At 73.2% G+C, this 15,935-nt stretch carries 15 protein-coding genes; 11 read left to right on the top strand and 4 right to left on the bottom strand.

The window, feature by feature from the left end; genetic code table 11:
• Nucleotides 1-108 precede the first annotated feature (108 nt).
• Complete coding sequence (locus CNQ36_RS09575) at nt 109-1,251, top strand: glycosyltransferase family 4 protein (RefSeq protein ID WP_121545668.1); 1,143 nt, start codon at nt 109-111, stop codon at nt 1,249-1,251.
• Between the two features lie 38 nt (nt 1,252-1,289).
• Here the strand turns inward: CNQ36_RS09575 and CNQ36_RS09570 are convergent, their stop codons facing one another.
• A complete protein-coding gene (locus CNQ36_RS09570; RefSeq protein WP_121545667.1) occupies nt 1,290-3,086 on the bottom strand; it encodes an AMP-dependent synthetase/ligase in 1,797 nt (598 codons plus the stop codon).
• A gap of 296 nt (nt 3,087-3,382) precedes the next feature.
• Between CNQ36_RS09570 and CNQ36_RS09565 the strand changes: the two genes are divergently transcribed.
• The 6 genes from CNQ36_RS09565 to CNQ36_RS09540 all read left to right on the top strand — a co-directional run bounded on the left by CNQ36_RS09565 (nt 3,383) and on the right by CNQ36_RS09540 (nt 8,642).
• Nucleotides 3,383-4,180, top strand: coding sequence for a metallophosphoesterase family protein (locus tag CNQ36_RS09565; RefSeq protein ID WP_121545666.1), 798 nt, complete (start codon nt 3,383-3,385; stop codon nt 4,178-4,180).
• A gap of 126 nt (nt 4,181-4,306) precedes the next feature.
• Nucleotides 4,307-4,750 carry an SRPBCC family protein gene (locus CNQ36_RS09560; RefSeq protein ID WP_004932167.1) on the top strand — a complete coding sequence of 148 codons (444 nt, stop codon included), beginning with the start codon at nt 4,307-4,309 and terminating at the stop codon, nt 4,748-4,750.
• A gap of 130 nt (nt 4,751-4,880) precedes the next feature.
• The gene (locus tag CNQ36_RS09555; protein WP_121545665.1) at nt 4,881-6,041 is read left to right on the top strand and encodes an ArsA family ATPase; all 1,161 of its coding nucleotides are present in this window, start codon (nt 4,881-4,883) and stop codon (nt 6,039-6,041) included.
• Nucleotides 6,042-6,099: 58 nt separating this feature from the next.
• A complete protein-coding gene (locus tag CNQ36_RS09550) occupies nt 6,100-6,648 on the top strand; it encodes a DUF5304 domain-containing protein (RefSeq protein WP_121545664.1) in 549 nt (182 codons plus the stop codon).
• Nucleotides 6,649-6,785: 137 nt separating this feature from the next.
• Nucleotides 6,786-7,739, top strand: a complete 954-nt coding sequence (locus tag CNQ36_RS09545) for an ROK family glucokinase (protein ID WP_121545663.1) — start codon at nt 6,786-6,788, stop codon at nt 7,737-7,739.
• A gap of 150 nt (nt 7,740-7,889) precedes the next feature.
• Nucleotides 7,890-8,642 carry an endonuclease/exonuclease/phosphatase family protein gene (locus tag CNQ36_RS09540; RefSeq protein WP_121545662.1) on the top strand — a complete coding sequence of 251 codons (753 nt, stop codon included), beginning with the start codon at nt 7,890-7,892 and terminating at the stop codon, nt 8,640-8,642.
• 6 nt (nt 8,643-8,648) lie between these two features.
• Here the strand turns inward: CNQ36_RS09540 and CNQ36_RS09535 are convergent, their stop codons facing one another.
• Entirely contained in the window at nt 8,649-9,242 is a 594-nt protein-coding gene (locus CNQ36_RS09535; RefSeq protein WP_004932184.1) for a hypothetical protein, read from the bottom strand.
• A complete protein-coding gene (locus CNQ36_RS09530; RefSeq protein ID WP_121545661.1) occupies nt 9,235-10,032 on the bottom strand; it encodes an alpha/beta hydrolase in 798 nt (265 codons plus the stop codon). Before CNQ36_RS09530 ends, CNQ36_RS09535 begins: the two co-directional genes overlap by 8 nt.
• Before the next feature lie 199 nt (nt 10,033-10,231).
• On the opposite strand from CNQ36_RS09530, the gene CNQ36_RS09525 reads away from it, so the two are divergent.
• The 4 genes from CNQ36_RS09525 (at nt 10,232) to CNQ36_RS09510 (ending at nt 14,086) form a co-directional block, all read left to right on the top strand.
• Complete coding sequence (locus tag CNQ36_RS09525; RefSeq protein ID WP_121548409.1) at nt 10,232-11,035, top strand: lysophospholipid acyltransferase family protein; 804 nt, start codon at nt 10,232-10,234, stop codon at nt 11,033-11,035.
• Between the two features lie 25 nt (nt 11,036-11,060).
• Nucleotides 11,061-12,302, top strand: a complete 1,242-nt coding sequence (gene macS / locus CNQ36_RS09520; RefSeq protein WP_004932189.1) for a MacS family sensor histidine kinase — start codon at nt 11,061-11,063, stop codon at nt 12,300-12,302.
• Entirely contained in the window at nt 12,299-12,991 is a 693-nt protein-coding gene (locus CNQ36_RS09515; RefSeq protein WP_121545660.1) for a response regulator, read from the top strand. The genes macS and CNQ36_RS09515 overlap by 4 nt, the downstream gene beginning before the upstream one ends.
• A 99-nt stretch (nt 12,992-13,090) precedes the next feature.
• Complete coding sequence (locus CNQ36_RS09510) at nt 13,091-14,086, top strand: 2-hydroxyacid dehydrogenase (RefSeq protein WP_004932197.1); 996 nt, start codon at nt 13,091-13,093, stop codon at nt 14,084-14,086.
• On the opposite strand, the gene CNQ36_RS09505 is transcribed toward CNQ36_RS09510, so the two are convergent.
• Entirely contained in the window at nt 14,038-15,921 is a 1,884-nt protein-coding gene (locus tag CNQ36_RS09505) for an anthranilate synthase family protein (RefSeq protein WP_121545659.1), read from the bottom strand. The two genes, CNQ36_RS09510 and CNQ36_RS09505, sit on opposite strands and share 49 nt — an antisense overlap.
• Nucleotides 15,922-15,935: the final 14 nt, after the last annotated feature.

Below are 15,935 nucleotides of genomic sequence, written 5' to 3'. Positions count from 1 at the left end.
GTCCGGTGCGGTGTCCGTCAGGGGCCATGATGTCCCGGACGCCGGTGCGCGTGCCACAGAGCGCGGCCGTGGCGGACGGCGCAACCCCGTTCGGTAGGGTCGGCGGCGATGCACAAGACCCTGATCGTGACCAACGACTTCCCGCCCCGCCCCGGCGGCATCCAGGCGTTCCTGCACAACATGGCGCTGCGTCTCGACCCGGAGCGCCTCGTCGTCTACGCCTCCACCTGGAAGCGCTCCCGGGAGGGCGCCGAGGCCACCGCCGCCTTCGACGCCGAGCAGCCCTTCACCGTCGTACGCGACCGCACGACCATGCTGCTGCCGACGCCGGCCGCCACCCGGCGGGCGGCCGGGCTGCTGCGCGAGCACGGGTGCACCTCGGTGTGGTTCGGGGCGGCGGCACCGCTCGGGCTGATGGCGCCGGCGCTGCGCCGCGCGGGCGCCGAGCGGATCGTGGCCACCACCCACGGCCACGAGGCCGGCTGGGCCCAGCTGCCCGCCGCACGGCAGCTGCTGCGCCGGATCGGGGAGTCCACCGACACGATCACCTACCTCGGCGAGTACACCCGTTCCCGGATAGCCTCCGCGCTCACCCCGGAGGCCGCCGCGCGGATGGTGCAACTGCCGCCCGGGGTCGACGAGAAGACCTTCCACCCCGGTTCCGGCGGCGAGGAGGTGCGGGCGCGGCTCGGGCTGACCGACCGGCCGGTGGTGGTGTGCGTCTCACGGCTGGTGCCGCGCAAGGGCCAGGACACGCTGATCCGGGCGATGCCCGCGATCCTGGCCGCCGAGCCGGACGCGGTGCTGCTGATCGTCGGCGGCGGCCCCTACGAGAAGGACCTGCGCCGCCTCGCCGCCGACACCGGCGTCGCCGCCTCCGTGCGCTTCACCGGATCGGTGCCCTGGTCCGAGCTGCCCGCCCACTACGGCGCCGGTGACGTCTTCGCGATGCCCTGCCGGACCCGGCGCGGGGGACTGGACGTCGAGGGTCTCGGCATCGTCTACCTGGAGGCATCCGCGACCGGCCTGCCCGTCGTCGCCGGCGACTCCGGCGGCGCCCCGGACGCGGTCCTCGACGGCGAGACCGGCTGGGTGGTCCCCGGCGGCTCCCCCGCCGACACGGCCGACCGCGTCACGGCCCTCCTCGCCGACGGGGAACTCCGCCGCAGAATGGGACAGCGGGGCCGCGAATGGGTCGAGGACAAGTGGCGCTGGGACCTGCTGGCCGAACACCTGAAAGCGCTGCTGTAGGACCCCGCGGGGCGCCCCAAACCGCGCCCCGCCGCTGCCTACTTGGCGTAGATCGCCTCGATCTCGTGCGCGTAGTCCTTGGCGACCACGTTCCGCTTCAGCTTCAGCGACGGGGTCAGGTGCCCCGACTCCTCGGTGAACTGCGCCGGCAGCACCCGGAACTTCCGCACCGACTCCGCCTTGGAGACCGCCGAGTTGCCGTCGTCGACGGCCTGCTGGATCGCCGCGAGCAGCTCGGGGTCCTGGCTCAGCGACTCCGCCGTCGACCCCGCCGGCTTCCCGTGCTCGGCGCACCAACGGCCCAGGAACTCCTCGTCAATGGTGACCAGCGCGCCCACGAACGGCCGCCCGTCGCCCACCACCATGCACTCCGCGACCAGCGCGTGCGCCCGGATCCGGTCCTCGATGACCGCCGGGGCGACGTTCTTGCCGCCCGCCGTCACGAGTATCTCCTTCTTGCGGCCGGTGATCCGCAGATAGCCGTCCTCGTCCAGGGTGCCGATGTCCCCGGTGTGGAACCAGCCGTCGGCCAGCGCCTCGGCGGTCGCGGCCGGGTTGTTCCAGTACTCCTTGAACAGGTGCTCGCCGTGCAGCAGCACCTCGCCGTCGTCCGCGATCCGGACGACCGACCCGGGCAGCGGCTGGCCGACCGTGCCGATCTTCTGCCGGTCCCACGGGTTGAACGCGGTCGCCGCGCACGACTCGGTCAGGCCGTAGCCCTCCAGCACGCTGAAGCCGATGCCGCGGAAGAAGTGGCCCAGACGCTCGCCCAGCGGGGCGCCGCCCGAGATGGCGTACTCGCCGCGCCCGCCCAGCACCGCGCGCAGCTTGCCGTAGACCAGCCGGTCGAAGATCTTGTGCTTGATCCTCAGGCCGAGGGCCGGGCCGGACGGGGTGTCCAGCGCCTGGCTGTAGGCGATCGCCGTGTCCGCCGCCTTGTCGAAGATCTTGCCCTTGCCGTCGGCCTGCGCCTTGGCCCGCGCCGAGTTGTAGACCTTCTCGAACACGCGCGGCACGCCCAGGATCAGCGTCGGGCGGAACGAGGCCAGCTCGTCGGTGAGGTTCTTGATGTCGGGCACACAGCCCAGCTTGATCGGCGCCATCATGGGCGCGATCTGCACCAGCCGCCCGAAGACGTGCGCCAGCGGCAGGAACAGCAGCACCGAGCACTCGCCCGTGCGGAACAGCGGACGCAGCCGCTCCACGATGTTGCCGCACTCGGCGAAGAAGCTGCGGTGGGTGAGCACACAGCCCTTGGGGCGGCCGGTCGTGCCGGAGGTGTAGACGATGGTCGCCGGGTCGTCCGCCCGGGCGACCGAACTGCGCTCCTCGACCGTCCCGTCGGTGACGTCCTGCCCGAGCCGGCCCAGCTCCTCGACGCCCCCGGCCTCTATCTGCCACAGGTTCTTCAGCGCGGGCAGCCGGTCGCGCACCGACTCCACGGTCGCCGCGTGGGCGTCGAGCTCCACGAAGCACGCGGTGGCGCCGGAGTCGCCGAGGATCCACGCCACCTGCTCGGGCGAGCTGGTCTCGTACACCGGCACGGTCACCGCGCCGGCGCTCCAGATCGCGAAGTCCAGCAGCGTCCACTCGTAACGGGTGCGGGACATCAGGCCGACCCGGTCGCCGGGCTGCACACCGGCGGCGATCATGCCCTTGGCGGCCGCCCGCACCTCCGCCAGGAAGGTGGTGGCCGTCACGTCCTGCCAGGCGCCGCCCACCTTGCGGGCGATGACGGCGACGTCGGGGTGCTGCGCGGCGTTTCTGTGGACGATGTCGGTCAGATTGCCGTCCGCGGGGACCTCGTACAGGGCCGGAAGGCTGAACTCGCGCAAGACTGCTGCTCCTCTTAGGGCGCCGGCGCCACGACGTTGTGCGATGCGACGGCGCGGTCCAAGGGTCGGGCGGGTGCTCGCGGATTCACAAGTTGAAATCCTGAGCACGACTGGACTGCCCGGACGTTACCCGCCGGTATGGCGTCTACGACAGGGGGTCCCGGCGAGATGTTCGCTGCGTCACACAGGTTGGTGTTTCATCGCGCACAGTAGTCCACCCCCTCCCCGACGAGCCAGTAACCGCAGGTCCGCCTGCCATTGTTCACGTGCGCCGCACCCGCTTACCCTTGATCGCCATGGCATCCACACCAGGCGGCAACCAGCGCACGCGCGTCCACGTGGTCAGCGACGTGCACGGCAACGCACGGGACCTCGCCCGTGCCGGCGAGGGCGCCGACGCCCTGATCTGCCTGGGCGACCTGGTCCTTTTCCTCGACTACGCCGACCACTCCCGCGGCATCTTCCCCGACCTGTTCGGCGCCGGGAACGCCGACCGCATCGTGGAGCTGCGCACCGCCCGCCGCTTCGAGGAGGCGCGCGAGTTCCAGCGCCGGCTGTGGGCGGACATCGGCACGGACAAGGCGGCGGCGATCGAGAAGGCGGTGCGCAAGCAGTACGCGGAGCTGTTCGCCGCCTTCCCCGTCCCGACGTACGCCACCTACGGCAACGTCGACATGCCGCCCCTCTGGAAGGAGTACGCCGGCCCCGGCACCACCGTGCTCGACGGGCAGCGGGTGGAGATCGGCGGCCGGACCTTCGGCTTCGTCGGCGGCGGCCTGCGCACGCCGATGCGCACGCCCTACGAGATCGACGACGAGGAGTACGCGGCGAAGATCGAGGCGGTCGGCGAGGTCGACGTGCTGTGCACGCACATCCCGCCGGAGGTGCCGGAGCTGGTCTACGACACCGTCGCGCGCCGCTTCGAACGCGGCAGCCGTGCCCTGCTGGACGCCATCCGGCGCACCCGGCCCCGCTACTCCCTCTTCGGACACGTCCACCAGCCGCTGGCGCGCCGGATGCGGATCGGGGCCACCGAATGCGTGAACGTGGGGCACTTCGCGAGCAGCGGGCGCCCCTGGCGGCTGGAATGGTGACGATGTCCCAGGTCGGGTGAGTTGGGCCGGCCGGGCGCGCGGTAGCCTTCGCCTGCACGCGAGTGCGCAGTGTGCCCGGCGCACGGCGACGACGAACAACGGCCCGCATCCGGAGGAGCCACGGCGATGGCGGAACACACCAGCTCGAGCATCACGATCGAGGCGGCGGCGGCCGACGTCATGGGGGTGATCGCCGACTTCGCCCGCTACCCGGACTGGACCGGTGAGGTGAAGGAGGCGGAGGTCCTCAAGACCGACGGCGAGGGCCGCGCCGAGCAGGTGCGCCTCGTCATGGACGCCGGCGCGATCAAGGACGACCAGACCCTCGCCTACACCTGGACCGGTGCGAACGAGGTCTCCTGGACCCTGGTGAAGTCCCAGATGCTCCGCTCCCTGGACGGCTCCTACCTCCTCACCCCGGCGGGCCCCGGCACCACCGAGGTCACCTACCGCCTCACCGTGGACGTCAAGATCCCCATGCTCGGCATGATCAAGCGCAAGGCCGAGAAGGTCATCATCGACCGAGCCCTGGCCGGCCTGAAAAAGCGAGTGGAGTCCCCCACGAAGTAACCGTGCCGCCCCCAGCTGCCGCAGCTGCGGGCAGTCGTGCCGCTGGGCGGCACGGGTGGGCGCAGCGGCACCCCGCAGGCGCGGGCGAGTAAATCCCACCCCCGCCCGGCGTCCGTTACGGTTCACCCCCATGCGCACCCTCCTGATCACGGGCCCCGGCGGCAGCGGCCGCACCACCACCGCCGCCGCCACCGCGCTCACCGCCGCCCGCGAGGGCACCCGCACCCTCCTCCTCGGCACCGACCGCACGGACACCCTGGGCCCCGTACTGGGGGACGCGGCCACCCCGCACCTCACCGTGCGCCGCGTCGACCCCGACACGGACTTCCGCACCGACCTCGCCGCCCTCCAGGACCGGGCCGCCTCCGCCCTCGACCTCCTCGGCGCCTCCCGGCTCGACCCCGAGGAGATCGCCCCCCTCCCCGGCGCCGAGGAGCTCGCCGTGCTGCGCGCCCTGCGCGACGCCGCGCTCCCGAAGCCGGAGGAGGAGGCGTACGACCTCGTCGTCGTGGACCTCCCGCCCACCCCGCGGGCCCTCTCCCTCCTCGCCCTCCCCGAGGAACTCCGCCGCTATCTGCGCCGCCTCCTGCCGCCCGAACGGCAGGCCGCCCGCGCCCTGCGCCCCGTGCTCGGCCGCCTCGCCGGCGTCCCGATGCCCGCAGAGTGGCTGTACGGGACGGCGGCCCGCCTCGACCTCGAACTGGCCGCCGTCGAGGCCGTGCTCGCCGACCGCGACACCCTCGTACGCCTGGTCGCCGAGCCGGGACCGTCCGGCGCCGACGCCGTACGCGCCGCGGCCCTCGGGCTCGCCCTGCGCGGACTGCGGGTGGACGCGCTGGTCGCGACCCGGGTCCTGCCGGAGAGCGAGGCGGGCGGCTGGCTCGCCGGGCCGGTGGCCCAGCAGCGCAAGACCCTGGAGGAGTGGCAGGAGTCCTACGCCGTCCACCCCGTCACCCATCTGGGCCGCGACCCGCGGGGCGGCGACGACCTGGCCGCACTGGCCGTCCCCGGCGCCGGGGCGGAACCCGGCGCCGTCTCCTGGCCGGTCACCGACTCCGCGGCCGACGACGGCGTCCTCGTCTGGCACATCCCCCTGCCGGGCGCCCGCCGCGACGAACTCGACCTGATCCGGCGCGGCGACGAGCTCGTCGTCACCGCGGGACCGTTCCGCCGCATCGTCCCGCTGCCCTCCGCGCTGCGCCGCTGCACCGTCGACGGCGCCGCCCTGCGCGAGGGCGCACTGCGCGTCCGCTTCCGGCCGGATCCGGAACTGTGGCCGCGCACCCGCTGAAGCGACGACGGCCGTTCGGGTAACGTCGATGGGGCCCACCCGCAGTCAGGAGTCCGTCATGAGCGAACAGCTCCCCCCGTCCGACGACCCCGGGGACCAGACCGGGCAGCCCGGGACGACCGGGGACGAGATCGCCGGCAAGCCGGTGGACGACGTACGGGCGGACGAGACGCACGCCGACGCCTGGGCCACGGCCGCCGCCGAGGACCTGGAGGCGGAGCAGGCCCGGCGCCGCGCCGAGTACGGGCCGCCCCCCGGCTCGGCGGCCGAGGAGCTGAAGAAGCTCGTCGACGCGGTCGCCGACAGGCTCTCGGGCCTGCAGTCCCCGCTGCTCGGCGCGGTCGCCGGACCGGCCGCCCAGCAGGTGGTGCGGCAGGTGGTCCAGCAGGCGAAGGCCGCCGTCGAACCCGTCATCGAACGCAACCCGGACGTCTTCGACCACCTCGCCGCCGCCGGCAGCGAACTCCTCGCCGCCTACCGCTCGGCCGTGCAGGACCAGGAGCGCCGCTGGACGGCCCGCGAGTCCGGCGCCGGCGACGCCGACGAGCGCCGCGACCGGGGCGACGACCCCGGCACCGGCCCCGGCGAGCACATCGACCTGGACTGACGGCACGGTCCCCGGGAGGGCCCGGCGGGGGCTCCCATGATCCCCGCGGGGCCGCTCACCGTACGGACGCCGGGGCTCCCAGGGCATCGCCTCGGGTACCGTTGGCGTAGCGGGGCTCGACCGAAACTGAGGGATTCATGGGACTCACCATCGGCGTCGACATCGGCGGCACGAAGATCGCGGCCGGCGTGGTCGACGAGGAAGGCAACATCCTCTCGACCCACAAGGTGCCGACCCCGGGCACGTCCGAGGGCATCGTGGACGCCATCGCCTCCGCGGTGGAGGGAGCACGCGCGGGGCACGACATCGTCGGCGTGGGCATCGGTGCGGCCGGATACGTCAACCGTCAGCGCTCCGAGGTCTACTTCGCCCCCAACATCCACTGGCGCAACGAGCCGCTCAAGGAGAAGGTCGAGGCCCGCACGGGTCTCCCGGTCGTCGTGGAGAACGACGCCAACGCCGCGGCCTGGGGCGAGTACAAGTTCGGCGCGGGCGCCGGCCACCGCAACGTCATCTGCATCACGCTCGGCACCGGCCTCGGCGGCGGCATCATCATCGGCAACAAGCTGCGCCGCGGTCACTTCGGCGTGGCCGCCGAGTTCGGCCACATCCGCATGGTGCCCGACGGCCTGCTGTGCGGCTGCGGCTCCCAGGGCTGCTGGGAGCAGTACGCCTCCGGCCGCGCCCTCGTCCGCTACGCCAAGCAGCGCGCCAACGCCACCCCCGAGAACGCGGAGACGCTGCTCTCCCTCGGCGACGGCACGCCCGAGGGCATCGAGGGCAAGCACATCTCCATGGCCGCCCGTCAGGGCGACCGGGTGGCCGTCGACTCCTACCGCGAGCTGGCCCGCTGGGTCGGCGCCGGACTCGCCGACCTGGCCTCCCTCTTCGACCCCTCCGCCTTCATCATCGGCGGCGGCCTCTCCGACGAGGGCGAACTGGTCCTCGGCCCGATCCGCAAGTCCTACAAGCGCTGGCTGGTCGGCAGCAACTGGCGCCCCGTCGCCGAGGTCCTCGCCGCCCAACTGGGCAACGAGGCGGGTCTGGTGGGCGCCGCGGACCTCGCCCGCGAACCCGACCCGATCATGTGACACCCCTCCACGTGCACGGCGGCGCCCGCCTGATCCCCCGGCCGGGGACGGCGGGCGCCGCCGTTTCCCGGCCGCCCGCCTCATCCCCCGGCCGGGAAACGGCGGCGCAGCCGCCCTCGCCCCGCGACCGGTCGGCGTATGTTGATCCCCATGGCGACGACTCCGCTGCTGCCCGACTCCCGGACCGAGTCCGACGGTTCGGCCGTCATCCGGGTGCTCAGCTACAACATCCGTTCGATGCGGGACGACACCGGGGCGCTCGCCCGGGTGATCGGCGCCTGCGCACCCGATCTGGTGCTGCTCCAGGAAGCGCCCCGGTTCTTCCGGTGGCGGAAGAAGCTCGCCCGGCTCGCCTCGGAGACGGGCCTCGTCGTCCTCACCGGGGGAGCCACCGCCGCGGGGCCCGCGATCCTCTGTTCGCTGCGGGCCACCGTCGAGCGGACGGAGGACGTGCTGCTGCCGCTCACGCCCGGACAGCACCGGCGCGGGTTCGCCACCGCCGTCGTCCGGTTCGGCGGCGCCCGGCTCGGGGTGCTGAGCTGTCACCTGTCCCTGCGCCAGGACGAGCGGTACGAGCAGGGCGGCATGCTCCTCGACCGGCTCGCCGCGATGGGGACCGAGCACGCGGTCGCGGGCGGGGACCTCAACGAGCGGCCGGACGGACGCACGTTCCGGCGGCTGACAGAGTCCCTCACCGACTGCTGGGCCGCGGCCCCCTGGGGCGGCGAGCACACCTGGGTCCGCGACGCACCGCACCGGCGGATCGACGCCCTCCTCGCCACCAAGGGCGTGCGGGTGCTGGGCTGCGGGGTACCGCTCGAACAGCCCGGGGTGAGCGGAAGCGACCTCGCGGCGGCCACGGACCACCTCCCGGTGCTGGCCGCCGTCAGGGTTCCCGCCTAGAGCGGGTCAGACCACCGCGCCCCGGCCCGGGTCGTCGTCGTCCTCGTCGTCCGTGCGCATCCGCATCACCAGCGTGGCGAATCCGCCCAGGAAGCCGCCGATGCACAGCGTGGTCAGCCACCAGGACATCTCCCAGCCCAGCAGTATCGCCAGCAGCAGCAGAAGCGGGCCGCCCAGCACCCCCAGCCACGCGAACTTCGACGTGACGTCGGCGTCCGGGAGCGGGGGCGGCTCCGGCGGGACGAAGTGGCCCTCGTCGGTCGCGTCGAGGTCGTCGTCCGAGGGCTCCCGCACGCTGTAGTCGCGCGGGCCGCCGACACCGGGCGCGAAGGAGACGGAGCCGCCCAGCGGCTTGGCAGGCTCGTCCTCGGCCTTCCGCGGCGCGTCCGCCTCCGTCTCCGTCACGTCGTCGTTGGTCTCGGGCTCCAGCAGCGCCAGGTCCTCGACCGACTTGAACGGCTTGGCGCCCGGCGGGTCCGGCGGCTCGTCCCCGTAGCCGGCGACGATCGCCTCCCACGCGGCCGCCTCGTCGAAGGGAACCCCCTTCTCCTCGGGCTCCCGGTCCTCGCGGTCCTCGCGGTCCGAGTCGTGCTCAGCCACCTGCGGTCGTCCCTTCCTTGCCCAGACCGGACTCTCTGACGGCGCCGGGTGCGAGCCGGCCGATGAACGCGGTGCTCTCCCGGAAGATCCGCTCCGCGTCATGGTCCAACGTCGCCACGTGGTAGCTCTGTTCCAGGAGTACCTCCGTCACGTCCACCGAGGACACCCGGCCGAGGATCCGCGCCGAGTCCGCCGGGGGCACCACATGGTCCTGCGGGCTGCGCATCAGCAGCAGCGGCTGGGTGACCCCGGGCAGCTCGCCGTCGACGAGCCGGAAGAAGTTCCGCAGCGAGTGCGCCGCGTGCAGCGGCACCCGGTCGTAGCCGAGCTCCCTGCTCAGCGGCTTGGCGATGTCGCTCGCGATGCCCTTCGTCGCCGGGACGAAGTGGCGGAGCACGGGAAGGGCGTGCGCGGCCACGCCGTGCACCTTGTTCGCCGGGTTGACGACCATCACCCCGCTCACCGCGTCGCCGTGCCGCGCGGCCAGCCGCAGCGCCAGCGCGCCGCCCATCGACAGACCCGCCACGAAGACCCGGTCGCCGCGCTCCCGCAGCGCCCGCAGCTCGCGGTCCACCTCCGCGTACCAGTCCTGCCAGCCGGTGACCCCGAGGTCCTGCCAGCGCGTGCCGTGCCCGGGCAGCAGCGGCAGCGAGACGGTCAGGCCGCGGGCGGCGAGATGCTCGGCCCAGGGGCGCAGCGACTGCGGCGAACCGGTGAAGCCGTGGCAGAGGAGGACGGCGGTCTCCCCGCCCTCGTGGCGGAACGGCTCGGCTCCGGTCAGGAGCGGCACCTTCGGCCTCCTGTTCGTAGGAAGGTCTGGCAAGGTCTGGCACGTCACGACGGCCGCGGCGGGGGGCGCACGCGGACTGCAGGACCTTCACCGTACGCGACCGCACTGACACCGACCAGGGCCGTCGGGTCCATTGACGGCGCTCCGGGATATGGTCTGACCAACACGCACGGGAGGCACTCGGTTGTTGTACGGCACGATGAAGGTCGCCATCGGAGGGCCGCTGAAGCTCGCCTTCAGGCCCTGGGTGGAGGGCCTGGAGAACGTACCCGCCGAGGGACCGGCCGTCCTGGCCAGCAACCACCTGTCGTTCTCCGACTCCTTCTTCCTGCCGGCCGTCCTGGACCGCAAGGTCACCTTCATCGCCAAGGCCGAGTACTTCACCACCCCGGGCGTGAAGGGCCGGCTGACGGCCGCCTTCTTCAAGGGCGTGGGCCAGCTCCCGGTGGACCGCTCGGGTGCGCGCGGCGCGGGCGAGGCGGCGATCAAGAGCGGCATAGAGGTGCTGGAGCGCGGCGAGCTGTTCGGGATCTACCCGGAGGGCACCCGCTCGCCCGACGGCCGCCTCTACCGGGGCAAGCCCGGCGGCCTCGCGCGCGTGGCGCTGGCCACCGGCGCGCCCGTCATCCCCGTCGCCATGATCGACACGGAGAAGATCCAGCCGCCGGGGCAGGTGATGCCCAAGCTGATGAAGCCCGGCATCCGGATCGGTAAGCCGCTGGACTTCAGCCGCTACCAGGGCATGGAGCACGACCGCTTCGTGCTGCGCGCGGTGACCGACGAGGTCATGTACGAGATCATGAAGCTGTCCGGCCAGGAGTACGTCGACATGTACGCCACCGCCATGAAGCGGCAGCTCACGGAGGCGGCCAAGGCCGAGAAGGAAGCGGAGAAGGCGGCGAAGGCCGCCCTCGCCCGCGCGGAGAAGGAGCAGGCCGAGAAGCTGAAGGCCGCGATGGAGCAGGCCGACCGGGAGCAGGACGGGCGACGGTCCGACCCCTAGTCGGGGGCTCGGGGGAGTGGGGGACATGGCCAGGCGCGAGAAAGCCGTGCGCGAGAGTGTGATGCGCATGTCGGTGGAGCAGCCGCTGTGGCGCGCGCTCACCGGCTACCGGATCCTCACCCTCGTCTACGCGATCGGTCTGTTCGCCAGCGCCCACGAGAAGTTCCCCCGCCCCTGGCTCGCCGTCGGCTACTTCACCGTCCTCGCGGTGTGGACCCTCGCCACGCTGCCCAGGACCGCCGGCGCCGCCGCCTGCACCAAGCGCTTCCTCGCCGCCGACCTGACCATCGCGCTCGCCGGCATCCTGCTCACACCGGTCGCCGACTCACCCGAACGGGTCGAGGCGGGCGGCCCGACCCTGCCGTCCATCTGGACCGCCGGCTCGGTGCTGGCGTTCGCCATCAAGGGCGGCTGGCGCTGGGCGGCCCTCGCCTCCACCCTCGTCGCCGTCGCCAACCTGGTCGAACGCGGCGGCCCGGCCCGCGACACCGTGCACAACGTGCTCCTCGTCTGGGTCGCCTCCATCGCCATCGGCTACGTCGTCGAGGTCGCCCGCGCCTCCGAGCGCACCCTCGCCCGCGCCCTGGAGATCGAGGCCGCGACCAGGGAGCGGGAGCGGCTCGCGCGGGACATCCACGACAGCGTGCTCCAGGTGCTGGCGATGGTGCAGCGGCGCGGCGCGGTGATCGGCGGGGAGGCCGCCGAACTGGGCCGGATGGCCGGCGAGCAGGAAGTGGCGCTGCGCACCCTGGTCTCCGGCGGGCTCGTGCCCGTCCCCCGCACCCCGGAGGACGCCGCCGTAGGCGCCGTGGACGCGGACGGCGCCGTGGACGGCCGCCCGGCCGACCTGCGCACACTGCTCGCCCCCTACGCCGGAGCCCTGGTCAGCCTCGCCGAGCCCGGCGCGCCGGTCCGGCTCGCACCGGACGCCGCGCGGGAGGTGGCCGCCGCCGTCGGGGCCGCCCTGGACAACGTCCGCAGGCACGCCGGGGAGGACGCCCGCGCCTGGATCCTCGTCGAGGACGAACCGGACGAGGTGATCGTCACCGTCCGCGACGACGGGCCCGGCATCCCCGAGGGCCGGCTCGCCCAGGCGGAAGGGGAGGGACGGCTCGGCGTGGCCCTGTCGATCCGGGGCCGCCTCCGCGACCTCGGCGGCAGCGCGGAACTGGTCTCGGTGCCGGGGCAGGGCACGGAGGTCGAACTCAGGGTGCCCAAGGACAAGCAGGAAACGGACGACCCGCGGGGGAAGGCGGAACAGCGATGACGGACACCACCGGGGACCGCCGGGGCCCGATTAGGGTCATGGTGGTCGACGACCACCCGATGTGGCGCGACGCCGTCGCCCGCGACCTCTCCGAGGCCGGCTTCGAGGTCGTCGCCACCGCGGGCGACGGGGACCAGGCGGTGCGCCGCGCCAAGGCCGCCGCACCCGACGTCCTCGTCCTCGACCTGAACCTGCCCGCCAAGCCCGGCGTGCAGGTCTGCAAGGAGGTCGTCGCCGCGAACCCCGCCGTCCGGGTGCTCGTCCTGTCCGCCAGCGGTGAGCACGCCGACGTCCTGGAGGCGGTGAAGTCCGGCGCCACCGGCTACCTGCTGAAGTCGGCGTCCACCGAGGACCTGCAGGACGCCGTGCGCCGTACCGCCGTCGGCGACCCGGTGTTCACCCCCGGGCTGGCCGGACTCGTCCTCGGCGAGTACCGCCGCCTCGCCTCCGAACCGGCCGGCCCCGCCCCCGGCGACGGCGAACCGGGCGCGCCCCGGCTGACCGACCGCGAGACCGAGGTGCTGCGCCTGGTCGCCAAGGGCCTCAGCTACAAGCAGATCGCCGAACGCCTCGTCATCTCCCACCGCACGGTGCAGAACCACGTGCAGAACACCCTCGGCAAACTCCAGCTGCACAACCGCGTGGAGCTCGTCCGCTACGCCATAGAGCGCGGCCTCGACGACGAGTAGCCCCTCCCGGCATACCCCGAACGGCCCAGGCGGGTCCTCCACCGCCCCCGTATATTCGCCGGTACGGCAATGAACCCGGCACAACCCCCGGAGGGAACCGTGGAGATCCTGGCGTTCGGTGTGCAGGCCGACGAGAAGCCCCTGGTCGAGCGGGCGTTCGAGGGGCGGCACGAGGTGCGCGGCCTCGACGTCTTCCTCAACGCGGACACCGCCCCCATCGCCGCCGGCCACGAGATCATCTCCACCAGCGTCAACTGCGACCTCGGCGCGGAGGTCCTGTCCGACCTCGCGGCCGGCGGCACCCGGATGGTCGCCCAGCGCTCCACCGGCTTCAACAACATCGACCTGGAGGTCGCCGAGCGGCTCGGCCTGACCATCGCCCGGGTGTCGTACTACTCGCCGTACTCGGTCGCCGAGTTCGCCTGGACCCTCGCCATGGCGGTCAACCGGCGGGTCGTCCGCGCCTCCATCCGCACCCGCGACTTCGACTTCCGGCTCGACGGACTGATGGGCCGCGACATGCACGGCCGCACCGCCGGAGTCCTCGGCACCGGCAAGATCGGCGAGGCGTTCGCCCGGATCGCCCACGGCTTCGGCATGCGGCTGCTCGGCTGGGACGTCACCGAGAACCCCGCCTGCCTGGACCTCGGCATGACCTACGTCCCCAAGGAGCAGCTGCTCGCCGAGTCCGACCTGGTCTCCCTGCACGTCCCGCTGCTGCCGGCGACCGAGCACCTCATCGACGCCGACGCCCTGAAGTCGATGCGGGACGACGCGATCCTGGTCAACTCCAGCCGGGGCGGCCTCATCGACACCGCGGCCCTCGTCGCCGAGCTGCGCGAGGGCCGCTTCACCGGCGTCGGTCTGGACGTGTACGAGGCGGAGGCGGGGCTGTTCTTCCTCGACAAGTCCCTGGAGGCCGTCGACGACGACACCCTGGCCCGCCTCGTCACGTTCCCGAACGTCCTGGTCACCTCCCACCAGGCGTACTACACCGTGGACGCCGTAGGGCAGATCATCGCGACCACGGTGGACAACGTCCTCGACTACACCGCCGGCCGGCGCTCCGAGAACGTGCTGGTGCCCCGCAGCTGACCCACCAACTCCCGTACGATCGCCGCGCCGTTCAGGGTCAGCACCGACTCCGGGTGGAACTGCACCCCGGCGAAGCCGGGTCCCCTGAGCGCGTGCACCTCGCCGTTCGCGGCGCGGCTCACCTCGACGTCGTGCGCGGCGAGCTCCCGTGCGGTGTCCTCGTCGCAGTGCGCCACGAAGCTGTTGTAGAAACCGACCGTCTCCGGCCGTCCGAACAGGTCGATCTCGGTCTGCGCCCCCTGGTACGGCACCTCCTTGCGCACGGTCTCCAGGCCCAGTTCGGCCGCGATCAGCTCATGGCCGAGGCAGACCCCGAGCACGCCGTGCCGGTTGTCCCCGATCACGTCGGCGGTCAGCGCGCGCAGGAACCGCATCTTCGGGTCGGCCGTGTCGGACGGGTCGCCCGGACCGGGCCCCAGCACCAGCGGCCCCTCGTGCGCCAGGACCGTCTCCCGCAGCCCCGGTGCGTCGTACCGCCGCACGGTCACCTCGAGACCGGCGGCGCGCAGCACGTGCGCGAGCATCGCCGTGAAGGTGTCCTCCCCGTCGACGACCAGCGCATGACCGGTGAGCGCGCGGGACCGCTCCTGCATCCGCAGCCAGAACGGCGCCAGCGCCGCCCGGCGCCCGTCCAGCGCGGCCCGCACCCGGGGGTCGTCGGCCAGCCGGGGCCGTACGGTCCCGGCATCCGGGCGTCCCGGGCGCACGCCCAGCGCGGCCAGCACCCCGGCCGCCTTGGCGTGCGTCTCCGCGACCTCGCCCGCCGGGTCCGAGCCGCGCACCAGCGTGGCCCCGACCGGCACCCGCAGCCGTCCGGAGGCGTCGATGTCGGCGGTGCGGATCAGGATGGGGGAGTCCAGCGTCTGGGCGCCGGCGGGCTCCTCCCGGCCGATGAGGGCCAGCGCGCCGGCGTAGTACCCGCGGCCGCCGGACTCGTGCCGCTCGATCACCCGGCAGGCGTTCTGCACCGGCGACCCGGTGACGGTCGCCGCGAACATGGTCTCCCTCAGCACCTCGCGCACGTCCAGCGAGGACCGGCCGCGCAGCTCGTACTCGGTGTGCGCGAGGTGCGCCATCTCCTTGAGCCGGGGCCCGACCACGACGCCGCCCATGTCGCCGACGGTGCACATCATCTTGAGCTCCTCGTCGACGACCATCGACAGCTCCTCGATCTCCTTGCCGTCGGCGAGGAACTCCAGCAGGTGCTCGGGGGTCGGCCCCTCGGCGGGATAGCGGTAGGTACCGCTGATCGGGTTCATCACGACCGTCCCGCCGGACGCCCGGACATGCACCTCGGGGCTGGCCCCGACCAGCGTCCGGTCCCCGGTGTGGACGACGAACGTCCAGTACGCGCCCCGCTCGCCCTCCAGCAGGCGCCGGAACAGCGCCAGCGCGTCGGCCCGCCCGAACCCGGGGATCCGCCCCTGGTACGTCCGCCGGATCACGAAGTTGGCGCCCTCGCCCCGTCCGATCTCCTCGTCCAGCACCCGCCCGACGATCCGCGCGTACTCCTCGTCGCCGACGTCGAAGCCGCCGCCCTCGACGCGGACGTCATGGGCGGGGAGCAGGTCGAGGGCGTCGGCGAGCGGGATCTCGTACCGCTCCTCGGGCGTCAGGACCAGCAGCGGGGTGCCGTCGTCGCGGACGTCGAAGCCGCGCTCGCGGATCTGCCGGAACGGGACGACCGCCAGGCACTCGTCCGGCAGCTCGGACAGGAGGTCACGCGTGCCGGCCGGGCCGATCAGCAGCTCGACCACGTCGTGGTCGCGGCCCGGCGTGCGGCGGCGCAGCAGGGCGAAGGGTCGGTCGTCGTGCGGGAGCTGTGCCAGGTCCATGGGGGCCTTCCTCG

The organism is Streptomyces fungicidicus (assembly GCF_003665435.1).
Classification (GTDB): domain Bacteria; phylum Actinomycetota; class Actinomycetes; order Streptomycetales; family Streptomycetaceae; genus Streptomyces; species Streptomyces fungicidicus.
Note: the sequence above shows the minus strand (reverse complement) of the source record. Positions and strands in the feature narration are given on the sequence as shown.